The following is a 13,492-nucleotide window of genomic DNA, read 5'->3' as shown; positions in this document are numbered from 1 at the left end:
GGAACGGTTCTCTATGTCGGCAAGGCCAAGAGCCTGCGGCGGCGGATCGCCTCCTATACCAGGCTCGCCGGCCACACCAACCGCATAGCGCGAATGATCGCCCTCACCGCGACCATGGTGTTCGCCTCGACGCGCACCGAGGCCGAGGCGCTGCTGCTCGAAGCCAATCTTATCAAGCAATTGAAGCCCCGCTTCAATGTGCTGATGCGCGACGACAAGAGCTTTCCCTATATCCTGCTGACTCGCGACGAGCGCGGCGCGCAATTGACCAAGCATCGCGGCGCGCGCAGCCGCAAGGGCGATTATTTCGGTCCCTTCGCCAGCGTCTGGGCGGTCAATCGCACGCTCAACGTATTGCAGCGCGCCTTCCTGCTGCGCTCCTGCGAAAATTCCTATTACGACAACCGCAGCCGGCCCTGCCTGCTGTTCCAGATCAAACGCTGCTCCGGCCCCTGTACGGGCGAGGTCTCGGCGGAAAATTACGACGAGTTGACGCGCGAGGCGCTCGACTTTCTCGCCGGCAAATCGCGCGCGGTGCGCGAAAGGCTGGCCGGCGAGATGAACGAGGCGGCGGAAAGGCTCGAATTCGAACGCGCGGCGCGGTTGCGCGACCGCATCTCCGCTTTGGCGGCGATTCAGGGCCAGCAGGGGATTAATCCGCGCAGCGTCGCGGAGGCCGATGTGTTCGCCCTGCACGAGGAAGCCGGGCAGTTCTGCGTCGAGGCGGTTTTCTATCGCGCCTGTCAGAACTGGGGCAATCGCGCCTATTTTCCGCGCGCCGAACGCAGCCTGCCAGTGGGTGAGGTTCTCGGGGCTTTCATCGCGCAATTCTACGCCGATCGTCCGGCGCCGCGGCTGATCCTGTTGTCGCACGCCATTGACGAGACGGACTTGCTTGGCGCGGCGCTGGCGGAGCGCGACGGCCACAAGGTCGAGATTTTGCGTCCGCAGCGTGGCGAAAAGTGCGAAATGGTCGGCGACGCCCGAAAGAACGCCCGCGAGGCTTTGGGGCGGCGCCTCGCCGACAGCGCCAGCCAGTTGAAATTGCTGGCGGCGCTCGGCGCGGCCTTCGGCATGGAGGCGCCGCCGCGCCGCGTCGAAATCTACGACAATTCCCACATCATGGGCACGGCGGCGATCGGCGCCATGGTGGTCGCGGGCGCGCAGGGATTCATGAAGACCCATTACCGCACCTTCAACATCAAGACCGACCTCGCCCCCGGCGACGATTACGCCATGATGCGCGAGGTGCTGACCCGCCGCTTCGCGCGTTTGCTGAAGGAAGCAGAGGAGGGGGACCAAGCCGCTCCCTTGGCCGCTCCCTTGGCCGCTCCCTTGGCCGACCCGGAGGCCTTTCCGCAAAAGCCCGACCTGATCCTGATCGACGGCGGGCGTGGCCAGTTCGACGCCGCCTGCGCGGTGATCGCCGACCTCAACGTGCAAGGCGTCACCGTCGCTTCGATCGCCAAGGGCGCGGACCGCAACGCTGGACGGGAAACGTTTTTCCTGCCCGGCCGCGAGCCGTTCAAACTGGCGCCGCGCGATCCGGCGCTCTATTTCGTGCAGCGCCTGCGCGACGAGGCGCATCGCTTCGCGATTGGCGCACACCGCGCCAAGCGCAAGAAGGAGTTTGCGCAAAATCCGCTCGACGAGATCGCGGGCATCGGCCCGGCGCGCAAGCGCGCCTTGTTGCAAGCCTTCGGCACGGCCCAGGCGGTGGCGGCGGCGGCGTTGGCCGATCTCGAAAAGACGCCGGGCTTTTCCGCCACGATGGCGAAACTGGTGTTCGATCATTTTCATGACAAGGCGTAGGCGGGTTGCCCGAGAAAATGCTCTATTGACGAAGCGCCGCGAAAAAGCTTCCTTCGCCTCATGACACAAAGTTCCGCGCGTCCGCGCGCCCGCATTTTCAACCTGCCGAATATCCTGACCTTCGGCCGGGTGCTGATCGTGCCGCTGGTCGTCGCCTGCCTGTTCTGGCCGGACGAATATCCCCTTCGCTGGACGGCGCTCGGCCTGTTCACACTGGCGGCGGTGACCGATTTTTTCGACGGCTATCTCGCCCGCGTCTGGGAGCAGCAGTCGGAACTTGGCCGGATGCTCGATCCGATCGCCGACAAGCTTCTGGTCTCGGCGGTTTTGATGATTCTCGTCGCCGACGGCACCATCAAGAGCTGGTCCCTGTGGGCGGCCATCGTGATCCTGTGCCGCGAAATCCTGGTGTCGGGACTGCGCGAATTTCTTGCCGAATTGAAAGTTTCTGTGCCGGTAAGCAAAGTCGCCAAGTGGAAAACGACCATGCAGCTGATCGCGCTGGGCTTTCTCATCGCCGGCCGGGCTGGCGAGGAGGTCCTGCCGGGCACAGTGCGGATCGGTCTCGGCCTGTTGTGGCTGTCCGCCCTCCTGACGCTTTACACCGGCTGGGACTATATGAAGGCCGGGATCAAACATGTGGTCGAGGAATGAAACTGGTCTATTTCGCTTCCCTGCGCGAAAGAATCGGCAAGGCCGAGGAAGAGGTGGATTTGCCCGAATCCGTGCGCACCGTCGCCGACCTGACTGCCTGGCTCGCCGCGCGGGATGAATTCTACGCCGCCGCTTTCGCCGATGGAATCGCCCGGGCCGCCATCGACAAGAACCACGCCAAGCCGGAGGCGACGATCGCCGGCGCGCGCGAAATCGCCTTTTTCCCGCCGATGACGGGAGGGTGATTTAACTCCCTCTCTCCGCGAGCGGCGGGAGCGGGGCGAGGGGTCGCTGAGGCCCGGCGTTGTTGCGGAGGCAAAGATGCTCAAGACGATCCGCGTGCAGTCAGCGCCTTTCGACGCCGCGGCCGAAGCCTCGGCCTTGACGATGGGGCGTAGGGATATCGGCGCGCTGGTGAGTTTCGTCGGCCTGTGCCGCGACGAGGCGGGGACGCTCAAGGCTCTTGAACTTGAGCATTATCCCGGCATGGCCGAGGCGGAATTGGCGCGTATCGCCGGCGAGGCGGAAAGCCGCTGGCCGCTGCTGGGCCTGACCATCGTCCACCGCAGCGGAAAAATCCTTCCCGGCGAGTCGATCGTGCTGGTGCTTTGCGCCAGCGCCCATCGGCAGGCGGCTTTTTCCGCCGCCGATTTCGTGATGGATTTTTTAAAATCCCGCGCGCCTTTCTGGAAGAAGGAACACCGCGCCGATGGCGCGCCGGGCCTTTGGGTCGAGGCGAAGGACAGCGACGAGGCGGCGCTGGAGCGCTGGCGCAGGGAAGGCTGACGCAGCGGGGCGCCCGCCCCGCCGTTTCAAATCACAGCCGTTCGATTTTCCGCGCCGCTTCGTCGATCAGATCGGCGACCTCGAACAGGACCTTCTTGTCCGGCTGGTTGGACAGGCGCTGGCCCAGGGCGGTCTTGAGGTTTTGCATCGCCCGGGCGATGGGGCCGGCCTCCATCGGCATGGCGCGGTCGCCGACCGCGTCGAGACGTCCCAGCGCCGCTTCCGCCTCGCGGCGGTGTTCGGCAAGAAAGGCCTTGCCGGCTTCGGTGAGGGCGAATTGCCTTTTGGCGCCTTCCGAGGCCTGAGCTTCGATATGGCCGATTTCCTCAAGCAGGGTGAGGGTCGGGTAGACGATGCCGGGGCTGGGCGCATAGGAGCCGCCGGTGCGCGTCTCGATCGCACGAATGAGGTCGTAACCGTGGCGGGGCTCGGCTTCCATCAGCGCGAGAAACACCAGTTTCAGCTCTCCGCCCTCGAACATGCGCCGCCTTTCGCCATGCCTGTGAAAGCGACCCGGTCCCCCGCCACCGAACGGGCGACCAAACCCGCTGTGGCCGGCCTCGAAAAATTGCCGCCAGCGATGGCCGCGCGCCATGTGCGGGCCTTCGCCCTCGTCCTCTTCAGGACGATGTTCAGGGCCGCAGCCGCGATGACGATGCATAAAACGTTTCATTTTGTATCTCCGATATATCTTTATCTTGGGTGTGACGATGCGTGTAAGTTCGTCGCTTCAATCAGGGGATCTCTGGGGCCGGGCTTCATGCCCGGAGAAGACGAGCGAGGGTTTTCAGCGAGGTTTGCGCCTCTCGCGCGGATCGCATTGCTTTATCGGCGTCCTTACGATGCAAAGAGATATATCTTAGATAATTCGTTGTCAAGCGCAAATGCGCCGTGGACCAACCGCGGGCGCTTTTGCCCAATTGCCCCGTTGACCGCGCTAATCCAGCGTATAGCTTGGCTGCGCCTCAAGCGCGGCTCTGTCGTTCCGACGCTGCCCGCAACAGGGTCATTAACGCAAATTTGCGAGGGACCATGGCGTTTCGAATGTTGAAATCCACATTGATAAGTCTCGCTCTGGCATCCGCTTCGCTGTTCTGCGCGGGACAGCAAGCGGCGGCCGAAGAGTCCAAGAAGCCCAATATCGTCGTCATCTGGGGCGACGATATCGGCCAGTCGAATATTTCCGCCTACACCAACGGTTTGATGGGCTATCGCACGCCCAATATCGATTCCATCGCCACCCAGGGCGTGATCTTCACCGATTATTACGGCGAGCAGAGCTGCACAGCCGGCCGTTCCTCCTTCATCACCGGCCAGGCCGGTTTGCGCACCGGCCTGACCAAGGTCGGCCTGCCCGGCGCTGATCTCGGCTTGCAGAAGGAAGATCCGACCATCGCCGAACTGCTGAAGGCTCAAGGTTACGCCACCGGCCAGTTCGGCAAGAACCATCTCGGCGACAAGGACGAATTTCTGCCCACCGCCCATGGTTTCGATGAATTCTACGGCAATCTCTATCACCTGAACGCCGAGGAAGAGCCCGAGCTTCCCGATTATCCCAAGCCCAACGATCCGGAATTCCCCAATTTTCGCAAGAATTTCGGCCCGCGCGGCGTCATCCACAGCTTCGCTATGCAGGACGGCACACAGAAGATCGAGGATACCGGCCCGCTGACCAAAAAGCGGATGGAGACCATCGACGACGACATCGCCGACCGTTCGGTCGAGTTCCTCGACAAGCAGGTCAAGACCGGCAAGCCCATCTTCATATGGGTGAACTTCACCCATATGCATTTCCGCACCCACCCGAAGCCTGAAAGCGTCGGCCAGGCCGGGCGCTGGATGGGCCCCTATGCCGATGTGATGATCGATCACGACAAGAATGTCGGAACCGTGCTCGACGCGATCAAGAAGCTGGGCATCGAGGACAACACCATCGTCTTCTATTCGACCGACAACGGCCCGCACATGAATTCCTGGCCGGATGCAGCGATGACGCCGTTCCGCAACGAGAAGAACTCGAACTGGGAAGGCGCCTATCGCGTGCCGGCCATGGTTCGCTGGCCCGGAAAAATCAAGCCGGGTTCGGTCGCCAATGGCATTGTTTCGCATCTCGACTGGATGCCGACCCTGCTCGCCGCCGCTGGCGTCCCGGACATCAAGGAAAAGCTGCTGACCGGCTACAAGGCGGGCGACAAGACCTTTAAAGTCCACCTCGACGGCTACAACATGCTGCCCTATTTCACCGGCCAGGAGAAGGCGAGCCCGCGCAAGGAGTTCTTCTATTTCAACGACGACGCCGACCTGACGGCGCTGCGCTACGACAACTGGAAGTTCGTCTTCGCCGAACAGCGGGCGACCGGCACGTTCAAGGTCTGGTCCGAGCCCTTCACCGTCCTCCGCGTGCCGAAAATCTTCAATCTGCGTCTCGATCCCTATGAGCGCGCCGACGTCACTTCGAACACCTATTACGACTGGTTGCTGGATCACGCCTTCATGCTGGTTCCCGCCCAGAAATACGTCGGCCAGTTCCTGCTGACCTTCAAGGACTTTCCGCCTCGGCAGAAGGCCGCGAGCTTCTCGGTCGATCAGGTCCTGGAAAGGCTGCAGCAGCCGATGCAGCACGATTGATAATTGGGGCGCCGAATGGCGCCCTTTTTCAAACCCGATTCGGCTCTCAGTCACGCTTGTTTGGCGTCTTCGACGGAGAGCATCTTTCCAGAATTGTCAGTTGACGGACAATGTCCTGCTGACCGCTGAGTTAAACTAGCCTCGCCCATTTCCTGTATGCGCAATGGCGCATGGAAGGCCGATCAATGAAGACAAGGCCGAAGTCCTCGACGGCAAATGGACTTTCAAGGAGGCGACCGCAGTAAAATGAGAGGGTTGTTCCTTGCGCTTTCGTCCCGAGAAATTCTTTCCACGTAAGAGGAAAATTGACATGCGCTCTTATGCTTTAGCTGGCCTTGTCGGATTGTGCTGGACGCTTTCGCCCGCGCTTTCCGAGGAAGCGAAAAAGCCCAACATCATCTTCATCATGGCCGACGATCTCGGCAACGCCGACCTTGGCTACAGGGGCGGTCAGGTCAAGACTCCCAACATCGACAAGCTCGCCAATGACGGCGTGCGTCTGGAATCCTTTTACGGAGAACCGGTCTGCACTCCCTCGCGCGCGGCTTTGATGACCGGCCGCTATCCGATGCGCTACGGCCTGCAGACTTTGGTGATCTTCCCGAGCCACACCTACGGCCTTGCGCTAGATGAGAAGACCTTGCCGCAGGCCCTCAAGGAGGCCGGTTATAAGACCCTGATGACCGGCAAATGGCATCTCGGCCATGCCGACAGGAAATTCTGGCCGCAAAACCGCGGTTTTGATTATTTCTATGGCAATGTCGTCGGCGAAGTAAACTATTTCACCCGTGAACGCGGCGGCGTGATCGACTGGCAGCGCAACGGCAAATTCCTTGAGGAAAAGGGCTATTACACCGACCTCATCGGCGACGACGCAGTCAGGCTGATCGACCAGCAGGACGGCAAACAGCCGTTCTTCCTCTATTTCGCGTCTCTGGCGCCGCATGGGCCCTATCAGGCGCCCGAGAGCGCCCAGGAACAATATAAGGACGTCCCCGACAAACTGCGGCGGACCTATATGGGCATGATCAGCGATCTGGACGTCCAGATCGGCCGCATTGTCGCGGAACTCGATAAGAAGGGGCTGCGCGACAACACCATCATCCTGTTTTCCAGCGACAATGGCGGCGCCACCAGCGGACTTTTCGCGCAGGGCGCCAAGAGCGACGCGGAGCGCGACAAAGAAGAAGGCGGCATCGAGCAGGGCCAGAAGGCGCCGGCCTCCAACGCGCCGTTCAGCGGCGGCAAGGGCAGCCTCAAGGAAGGCGGCGTCCGCGTGCCGGCCTTCGTCAACTGGCCGGCCAAGCTGAAGCCGCGCGTCGTCAACGAACCGCTGCACATGGTCGACGTCATGCCGACGCTATTGGCTCTGGCGGGGGGCAAGGGCAGCCCCGATCATCCCTTCGATGGCAAGGACATGTGGAAGACTCTGGCCGACGGCGCCCCGTCGCCGAACGACGATGTGTTGATCAATGTCGAATTGTTCCGGGGAGCCGTTCGCAAGGGCGACTGGAAGCTGATCAAGATCGCGCTGCTGCCCGGCAAGACCGAGCTTTACAATCTCGCAAGGGACCCCGGCGAAACCACTAACGTCGCGGCGGAAAACCCGGAAATCGCGCGCGATCTCGAAGCGCGGCTGCTGCAATACGCCAAGGAGCAGAAGCCGAGCCTGTGGATCAAGGCGCAGCCGGCCTTTGTCGGCGCGCAGGGCAAGACGGTGATGGACCCGGACTTCGACATCGACGACGGCGGCCTGCCGCACGAAAAACTCGCGCTCCCGCACTGACGACGCAAAGGTGAACCCGTCGATGGTCCGACGGGTTCACGCATTTCGGATTCGACCGGCTGGCTACTCCCGTCGGCCAGCTTCGAACAGGAACCAGACGCGCCGTTCGGCTTCGTCGATCCAGTTTTCGAGCATGCTTGCGGTAGCGACGTCACCCTGGTCGTCGCATAGCGCGTGGGTTTCGCGCATGCTTGTCGCCAGCTGGCTGTTGTCGTCACGCAACTCGGCCAGCATGTCTTGCGGCGTGACATATTGCGCATCATTGTCCTTGATGCGTTGGAGGCGGCCGATATGGCCGACCGAGCGCAGCGTGGGGCCGCCGACCTTGCGGGCGCGTTCGGCGATGTCGTCGGTGATGGCGAAAAGCTGCTCGCCCTGCTCATCCAGCAGCAGATGGTAGTCGCGGAAATGCGGACCCGACATATGCCAGTGGAAGTTCTTTGTCTTGATGTAAAGCGCAAACACATCCGCGACCAAAGTCGTCAGCGCGCCGGCAATGTCCTGCACGGTATTGGCCGAAAAGCCGCTCGGGGGGTTGATTGAAGCCGCGCGTCGAGAGGCTGCATCCTCCTTGTTCATCGCCAAGTCTCCGTTAATTGACAAAGTCTCCGTTAAATCACAAAGATCAAGGATCTTCGGTCGAACAGCAGTCAAATCGCCAAGCCGACGCCTGCGTTCGAATTCGATAACGCGCGAAACGGGATTTGGACGCAAAATTTGCGTGCGACATTCGCGGAATTGATCCGGGGCCGCTGCTAGAGCCTTTTCCGATCCGATTGAATTGGATCGGGGCTCTAGATTTTTGTTTTTACGCGTCTTCTTCATGCGAACCGGTATCCATTTCGCTTGAAAACGCTGCTAAGCCAATGCTGGATTCGACCGCTATCTTTCAAACGGCCATTTCGCGCTCTCGCCCTGCTGGCCGCGATGGCGCAGAAAATGGTCGGCGAGCACGCAAGCCGTCATGGCTTCGGCGATGGGCGCGGCGCGCACGCCGACGCAGGGGTCGTGGCGGCCCTTGGTGCGCAATTCCACTTCGGCGCCAAAACGGTTGACCGTGCGGCGCGGCGTCAGGATCGACGAGGTCGGCTTGACCGCGAAACGCGCGACAATGGTCTGGCCGGTGGAGATGCCGCCGAGCACGCCGCCGGCATGATTGGCCAGAAACACCGGCCCGTCATTGCCGGCTCGCATTTCGTCGGCGTTTTCCTCGCCGGTAAGTTCGGCGCTGGCGAAACCGTCGCCGATCTCCACGCCCTTGACGGCGTTGATCGACATCAGCGCCGCCGCCAGTTCGGCGTCGAGCTTGCCATAGACCGGAGCGCCCCAGCCGGGCGGAACGCCTTCCGCGGTCACTTCCAGCACCGCGCCGATGGACGAGCCGTTCTTGCGGATGTCGTCGAGATAATCCGCCCATTGTTCGGCCGCGACGGCGTCGGGGCAGAACAGCGAATTGCGCGAAACTTCCGCCCAATCCCAGCGCGCGCGGTCGATCTTGTGCGGCCCGACCTGGATCATCGCGGCGCGAATGGTGACGCCGGGGATGATCTTTCGCGCTATGGCCCCGGCGGCGACCCGGGCCGCCGTTTCGCGCGCCGACGAACGGCCGCCGCCGCGATAATCGCGAAAGCCGTATTTGATGTCATAGACGTAATCCGCGTGGCCGGGACGATAGGCGTCCTTGATCTCGCCATAGTCCTTGGAGCGCTGGTCGGCATTCTCGATCAGCAGCGCGATAGGCGTTCCGGTCGTTCGTTGCGCGCCGAAATCGTCCTTCATCACGCCGGACAGGATTTTCACCGCGTCGGGCTCCTGCCTCTGGGTGGTGAAACGCGACTGGCCCGGACGGCGCAGATCGAGAAAAGCCTGGATTTCCGCCGCTTCGAGCGCAATGCCCGCCGGGCAGCCGTCGACCACGCAGCCCAAAGCCGGGCCGTGGCTCTCGCCGAAAGTGGTCACGCGGAAAAGATGCCCGAAGGTGTTGTGCGACATGACGGCCGAGGTTTTCTCAAAGAAAAAATCGCGCCTTCTAACCATGAAAAGCGCAAAAGGCCAAATGTTGTCCTCGTGCCTCGCGGGGCGCGCGCTTGCCTCGCGGGGCGCGCCGGGATACCAGATTTGTATCGGCTTAAGAGATTTCAACGGCGAAACGGCGAATCATGCGGACGATAGGAAACGCCATGCGGCGCCTGGCTTTCGACGAGCCGGTGTCGCGCCTGGCGATCTGGGCGAAACGGCTGGCGAAGGTCGCGCTGGTTGTGGCGTTGGCCGCCATCGTCGCCGCCCATGCGCATGGCGCCCTTGCGCGCTTTTTCGCCGTGCTCACCCTGCGCCCCGGCCCAACGCCCGATCCTGGCCTCGGCCTGTTCGTCTTTCTCGGCGCCCTCGCCGTCGCGCTTCTGGCTCTGCTGCTGGCGCTCAGTGCGGCGGGCTCGATCTGGATTCGCGGGCGCCGCGGCGCCGGGCGCATTGTCGCCACCGTGCTGCTGACCGCCTTGCTTTTACCTTATCCGGCCTATCTCTATATTTCCGCTGGCTATCCGCCCTGGCTGGCCGATATCTCTACGGACATCGACGATCCGCCGGCTTTTTCCAATGCGCCTGAGGCCTACGCCGGACGGGGCGGCTGGACGCCGGCGCCGATTGAGCGGTCGCGGCGTGACGAGCAGGCCGCTGCCTATCCCGAGGTCAAGCCGATCGTGCTCGACATGGAAACCGAAGAGGCGTTCAACGCGACGCTGGAGGCGGTGAAGCAATCAGGCTGGACGATTGTGAACGTGGTCCGGCCCGGCGGTCCGTTACGGCCGGAAGGCCATATCGAGGCGATGGCTTTTTCTCCGGCGCTCAAATTGCCGACGGCAATCGCCCTGCGCATCAGGCCAGGCGACGACGAAACGCGCGTCGATATGCGCGCCGTCACCCGCTATCTGCCTAATGATCTCGGCGCCGGAGCGGGTCTGATCGAGAAATTGAGCGACGCTGTGGAAGAAAAAGACGTTCCCTGATCACATATGAGTGAAAATTCCGCTCAGCAGCGGCGGCCCCTCGGTCGCGACCAGCCCCCTGGCGCACAGGTCCTCGAGATGGGCGAGGGTGGACAGCGCGGCGGCGCCGTTCAGCCGAGGATCCAGCTTTTCATAAACCCTGGCGACAATCTCCGGCACGCTCAACGGCCCCTTGTCGAGCGCGGCGAGAATGGAGATTTCGCGCGCCCGCCGATGGTGCAGCAACGCGCGCAAAAATCGTTGCGGCTGCGCCACCGGGCCGCCATGGCCCGGCCAGTAGACCGCATGATCGAAGCCGCGCAGCCTCTCCAGCGAATCGAGATAAAGCCGCATGGCGCCGTCGGGCGGGGCGACGATGGAGGTCGACCAGGCCATGACGTGGTCGCCGGTGAACAAGGCCTTTTCCTCGGCCAATTCGAAACAGAGATGGTTCATGGTGTGGCCGGGCGTCGCCACGGCGCGCAGGGTGAAGCCCGCGCCGGCGAAAGTATCGCCGTCGGCCATCATGCGGTCGGGGCGATGGTCGAGATCGTTGGCGGCGTCGAGCTTGTTGGTCTCGCCCAAAGCCAGTTCGCGGGCGGAAAAATAGGGCGCGCAGCCCCAGATTTCCGCGCCCGTCGCCGCCTGCAAAGCCCGCGCGGCGGGCGAATGGTCGCGATGGGTGTGAGTGACGAAAATCCCGGCCAAGGTCTCGCCGGGCAAGGCGGCGAGCAGGCTGTCGATATGTTCCGCGAGCTCCGGGCCCGGGTCGATCACCGCGACCTCGCCTTCGCCGACGACATAGGAGCAGGTGCCGGTGAAGGTGAAGGGACCGGGATTGGGCGCAACGAGGCGACGCACCAGCGGCGACACGCGCAACAATTGGCCGGCGGGCGCGTCGAAGGCGAGGTCGAAACGCGGCTCCTCGCCGGCGCCGGCGTTTTCCACTGCGTCCCGTTTCCCATCAACCCCGGATGGATCGCTCATGCGCCATCCTCGGCAAATTCAGTTGATCTTCTGCGCCGTCCACACGCCGCCGCAATAATCGGTTTGCGACGACCAGGGGCCATGCGCCGAATTGCTCCCGACCTCGCCATTGGCGCGCACGACCTTCTGGCCGCTGGTGAAATGCCCGACGAATGTATTGGTTTCATCGACATAACCCCAAGGCTCGACGCCGGATGCAGAAATGCCGACAATGCGGTTCTGCTTGATGGTGACGACCGTCTCGCCGCTCCTGGCGCAATTGCCGACAGTGGTCTGCAGTTCGACGCGCCATTGGCCGTCATGCGTCGCCCCCTGCGCCAGAGTCGCAAACGGAAAGCCCGACGCCAGAATCAGCGATACAAATATTTTACCCGCGCGCTCAAAAGCCGCCATGATGCACCCCCCTCAGGGCCGAAAAAGCATGGGGCATGGCTTGCACGATTCCAGCTTTTTGCAAAGCGCCGTCCGGCCTTGGACGAAGATTTTCTTGTGGGGCAGCAAAAATCTCACGCGGGCAAGATTTTACGCGGAAAGCGCCTCGCTCAATTGCGTCAGCAGATCGCCGCCGACATGGATGAAATCGGCGACGCCGGCCTCGCGCCATTGCGCCTCCATTTCGCCGGGCCGTCCGGCCAGATAGATCCTGCCGCCGACACTCGCCAAGGCTTTGGCGGCGTCGAGTCCCTGTTCGGCATAGACCGCGTCGGAGGAGCAGAGCACGGCGAGCTTGGCGCCGCTGGCTTGGTAGGCTTCGGCCAGCGCGGTGGCGTCGGCGAAGCCGTCATTGCCGAGAGCCTCGATGCCGCCGGCCTCGAAGAAATTCTTGGCGAAGGTCGCCCGCGCCGTGAAGGCGGCGACCGGGCCGAGATTGGCGAGGAAGATGGCCGGCCGTTGTTCCGCCGCTTCCGCCCTGTCGCGCAGAGTCTCGAAAGGCTCGGACAGGCGATGCGGGGCCAGGGCTTTCGCTCCCAAGGCAACCGCGGCCGGCGCGGGCTTGAGCACGGAAACCGGCTTTTCGTGAATATCGGGGAATTCGCTGGCGCCGGTGAGCGGCTCCTTGCGGCGGGCGACGTTTTTCAAACGCTCGATGGCGATTTTCGCCACTTCCGCCTGGAACACGCCGCTTTCCAGCACTCTGGCCAGTCCGCCGGCTTGCTCGATCTCCTGGAACAGCGCATAGCCGCGCTCGACCAGCGCATCGGTCAAAGCCTCGACGCCGCCCGAACCCGCCGCCGGATCGGCGACTTTTCCGAGATTGGATTCTTCCAGCAGCACGGCTTGAGTATTGCGGGCGATGCGGCGGGCGAAAGCGTCCGGAAGGCCGAGCGCCTGGGTGAAGGGGAGGACGCAGATCGAATTGGCGCCGCCGAGGCCGGCGGAAAACACCGCCACCGTCGAGCGCAGCAGATTCACCCAGGGGTCGCGCCGCGTCATCATCCGCCAGGCGGTTTCGCCATGGAGGCGGAGCGGGGCGGCCTCAAGGCCGCAGGCGCTCTCGATTCCCGCCCACAGCCGGCGCAGGGCGCGGAACTTGGCGAGGGTCAGAAATTCGTCGGCGTCGGCGGCGAGCCGGAACTCGATCATTTTCCTGGCATCGTCGAGGTCGACGCCAGCCGCTTCCAGCGCCCGCAGATAGGCGACGCCGCTGGCCACAGCAAAGGCCAGTTCCTGCGCCGGCGAACCGCCCGCCGCATGGACGACGCGGCCGTCTGCGGCGATCAGATCGCGGGTAAAGCCCTTTGAGGCGAGCAGCGCGGCCTGTTGCGCGAGCTTGGGCCCGGCGACCTCCCAGTCCACGACCTCGCCCTGGACGATTGAAGCGCCGATCGGATCGAGCCCGAAGGAAACGTCGATT

The 13,492-nt window shown here is 63.0% G+C and carries 13 protein-coding genes; 7 read left to right on the top strand and 6 right to left on the bottom strand.

Going from position 1 to position 13,492, the window contains the following annotated elements; translation table 11 throughout:
- The 4 genes from uvrC to ACLP2E_RS17845 all read left to right on the top strand — a co-directional run.
- Positions 1-1,812, top strand: a 1,812-nt coding sequence (gene uvrC, locus ACLP2E_RS17860) for an excinuclease ABC subunit UvrC (protein ID WP_442466706.1), incomplete at its 5' end; no start/stop codon positions are given.
- Positions 1,813-1,872: 60 nt separating this feature from the next.
- Positions 1,873-2,466: a CDP-diacylglycerol--glycerol-3-phosphate 3-phosphatidyltransferase gene (gene pgsA, locus ACLP2E_RS17855; protein WP_442461386.1), complete on the top strand. Its 594-nt coding sequence runs from the start codon at positions 1,873-1,875 to the stop codon at positions 2,464-2,466.
- Positions 2,463-2,711, top strand: coding sequence for a molybdopterin converting factor subunit 1 (gene moaD / locus ACLP2E_RS17850; RefSeq protein WP_442461385.1), 249 nt, complete (start codon positions 2,463-2,465; stop codon positions 2,709-2,711). The genes pgsA and moaD overlap by 4 nt, the downstream gene beginning before the upstream one ends.
- Positions 2,712-2,787: 76 nt before the next feature.
- Positions 2,788-3,252, top strand: a complete 465-nt coding sequence (locus ACLP2E_RS17845; protein WP_442461384.1) for a molybdenum cofactor biosynthesis protein MoaE — start codon at positions 2,788-2,790, stop codon at positions 3,250-3,252.
- Positions 3,253-3,283: 31 nt separating this feature from the next.
- On the opposite strand, the gene ACLP2E_RS17840 is transcribed toward ACLP2E_RS17845, so the two are convergent.
- On the bottom strand, positions 3,284-3,925 hold the full coding sequence (locus ACLP2E_RS17840; RefSeq protein ID WP_442461383.1) for a PadR family transcriptional regulator: 642 nt from the start codon (positions 3,923-3,925) through the stop codon (positions 3,284-3,286).
- Between the two features lie 371 nt (positions 3,926-4,296).
- Here ACLP2E_RS17840 and ACLP2E_RS17835 point away from each other — a divergent pair, with 371 nt between their 5' ends.
- Both ACLP2E_RS17835 and ACLP2E_RS17830 read left to right on the top strand, forming a co-directional pair.
- Entirely contained in the window at positions 4,297-5,880 is a 1,584-nt protein-coding gene (locus tag ACLP2E_RS17835) for an arylsulfatase (protein WP_442461382.1), read from the top strand.
- 310 nt (positions 5,881-6,190) lie between these two features.
- The gene (locus ACLP2E_RS17830; RefSeq protein WP_442466705.1) at positions 6,191-7,666 is read left to right on the top strand and encodes an arylsulfatase B; all 1,476 of its coding nucleotides are present in this window, start codon (positions 6,191-6,193) and stop codon (positions 7,664-7,666) included.
- A 63-nt stretch (positions 7,667-7,729) separates the two neighbouring features.
- On the opposite strand, the gene ACLP2E_RS17825 is transcribed toward ACLP2E_RS17830, so the two are convergent.
- Both ACLP2E_RS17825 and aroC read right to left on the bottom strand, forming a co-directional pair.
- Positions 7,730-8,245 (bottom strand): Dps family protein, encoded by a 516-nt coding sequence (locus ACLP2E_RS17825; RefSeq protein ID WP_442461380.1) that lies wholly within the window; start codon positions 8,243-8,245, stop codon positions 7,730-7,732.
- A 303-nt stretch (positions 8,246-8,548) separates the two neighbouring features.
- A complete protein-coding gene (gene aroC, locus ACLP2E_RS17820) occupies positions 8,549-9,658 on the bottom strand; it encodes a chorismate synthase (protein WP_442466704.1) in 1,110 nt (369 codons plus the stop codon).
- Positions 9,659-9,846: 188 nt separating this feature from the next.
- Here aroC and ACLP2E_RS17815 point away from each other — a divergent pair, with 188 nt between their 5' ends.
- Complete coding sequence (locus ACLP2E_RS17815) at positions 9,847-10,671, top strand: DUF1499 domain-containing protein (protein WP_442466703.1); 825 nt, start codon at positions 9,847-9,849, stop codon at positions 10,669-10,671.
- On the opposite strand, the gene ACLP2E_RS17810 is transcribed toward ACLP2E_RS17815, so the two are convergent.
- The 3 genes from ACLP2E_RS17810 to ACLP2E_RS17800 all read right to left on the bottom strand — a co-directional run.
- On the bottom strand, positions 10,672-11,637 hold the full coding sequence (locus ACLP2E_RS17810; RefSeq protein ID WP_442461994.1) for an MBL fold metallo-hydrolase: 966 nt from the start codon (positions 11,635-11,637) through the stop codon (positions 10,672-10,674).
- 18 nt (positions 11,638-11,655) lie between these two features.
- Complete coding sequence (locus ACLP2E_RS17805; RefSeq protein ID WP_442461995.1) at positions 11,656-12,030, bottom strand: hypothetical protein; 375 nt, start codon at positions 12,028-12,030, stop codon at positions 11,656-11,658.
- A gap of 129 nt (positions 12,031-12,159) precedes the next feature.
- Positions 12,160-13,492 (bottom strand): methylmalonyl-CoA mutase family protein (locus ACLP2E_RS17800; RefSeq protein ID WP_442466702.1); only part of this gene is annotated, 1,333 nt, incomplete at its 5' end.

Source organism: Rhodoblastus sp. (assembly GCF_052145335.1).
Taxonomy (GTDB): Bacteria; Pseudomonadota; Alphaproteobacteria; order Rhizobiales; family Beijerinckiaceae; genus Rhodoblastus.
Note: the sequence above shows the minus strand (reverse complement) of the source record. Positions and strands in the feature narration are given on the sequence as shown.

Bases quoted from the DNA above. Each gene is read 5' to 3' on its own strand.
- pgsA (WP_442461386.1), top strand. From the start codon at position 1,873: ATGACACAAAGTTCCGCGCGTCCGCGCGCCCGCATTTTCAACCTGCCG.
- moaD (WP_442461385.1), top strand. From the start codon at position 2,463: ATGAAACTGGTCTATTTCGCTTCCCTGCGCGAAAGAATCGGCAAGGCC.
- ACLP2E_RS17845 (WP_442461384.1), top strand. From the start codon at position 2,788: ATGCTCAAGACGATCCGCGTGCAGTCAGCGCCTTTCGACGCCGCGGCC.
- ACLP2E_RS17840 (WP_442461383.1), bottom strand. From the start codon at position 3,925: ATGAAACGTTTTATGCATCGTCATCGCGGCTGCGGCCCTGAACATCGT.
- ACLP2E_RS17835 (WP_442461382.1), top strand. From the start codon at position 4,297: ATGTTGAAATCCACATTGATAAGTCTCGCTCTGGCATCCGCTTCGCTG.
- ACLP2E_RS17830 (WP_442466705.1), top strand. From the start codon at position 6,191: ATGCGCTCTTATGCTTTAGCTGGCCTTGTCGGATTGTGCTGGACGCTT.
- ACLP2E_RS17825 (WP_442461380.1), bottom strand. From the start codon at position 8,245: ATGAACAAGGAGGATGCAGCCTCTCGACGCGCGGCTTCAATCAACCCC.
- aroC (WP_442466704.1), bottom strand. From the start codon at position 9,658: ATGTCGCACAACACCTTCGGGCATCTTTTCCGCGTGACCACTTTCGGC.
- ACLP2E_RS17815 (WP_442466703.1), top strand. From the start codon at position 9,847: ATGCGGCGCCTGGCTTTCGACGAGCCGGTGTCGCGCCTGGCGATCTGG.
- ACLP2E_RS17810 (WP_442461994.1), bottom strand. From the start codon at position 11,637: ATGAGCGATCCATCCGGGGTTGATGGGAAACGGGACGCAGTGGAAAAC.
- ACLP2E_RS17805 (WP_442461995.1), bottom strand. From the start codon at position 12,030: ATGGCGGCTTTTGAGCGCGCGGGTAAAATATTTGTATCGCTGATTCTG.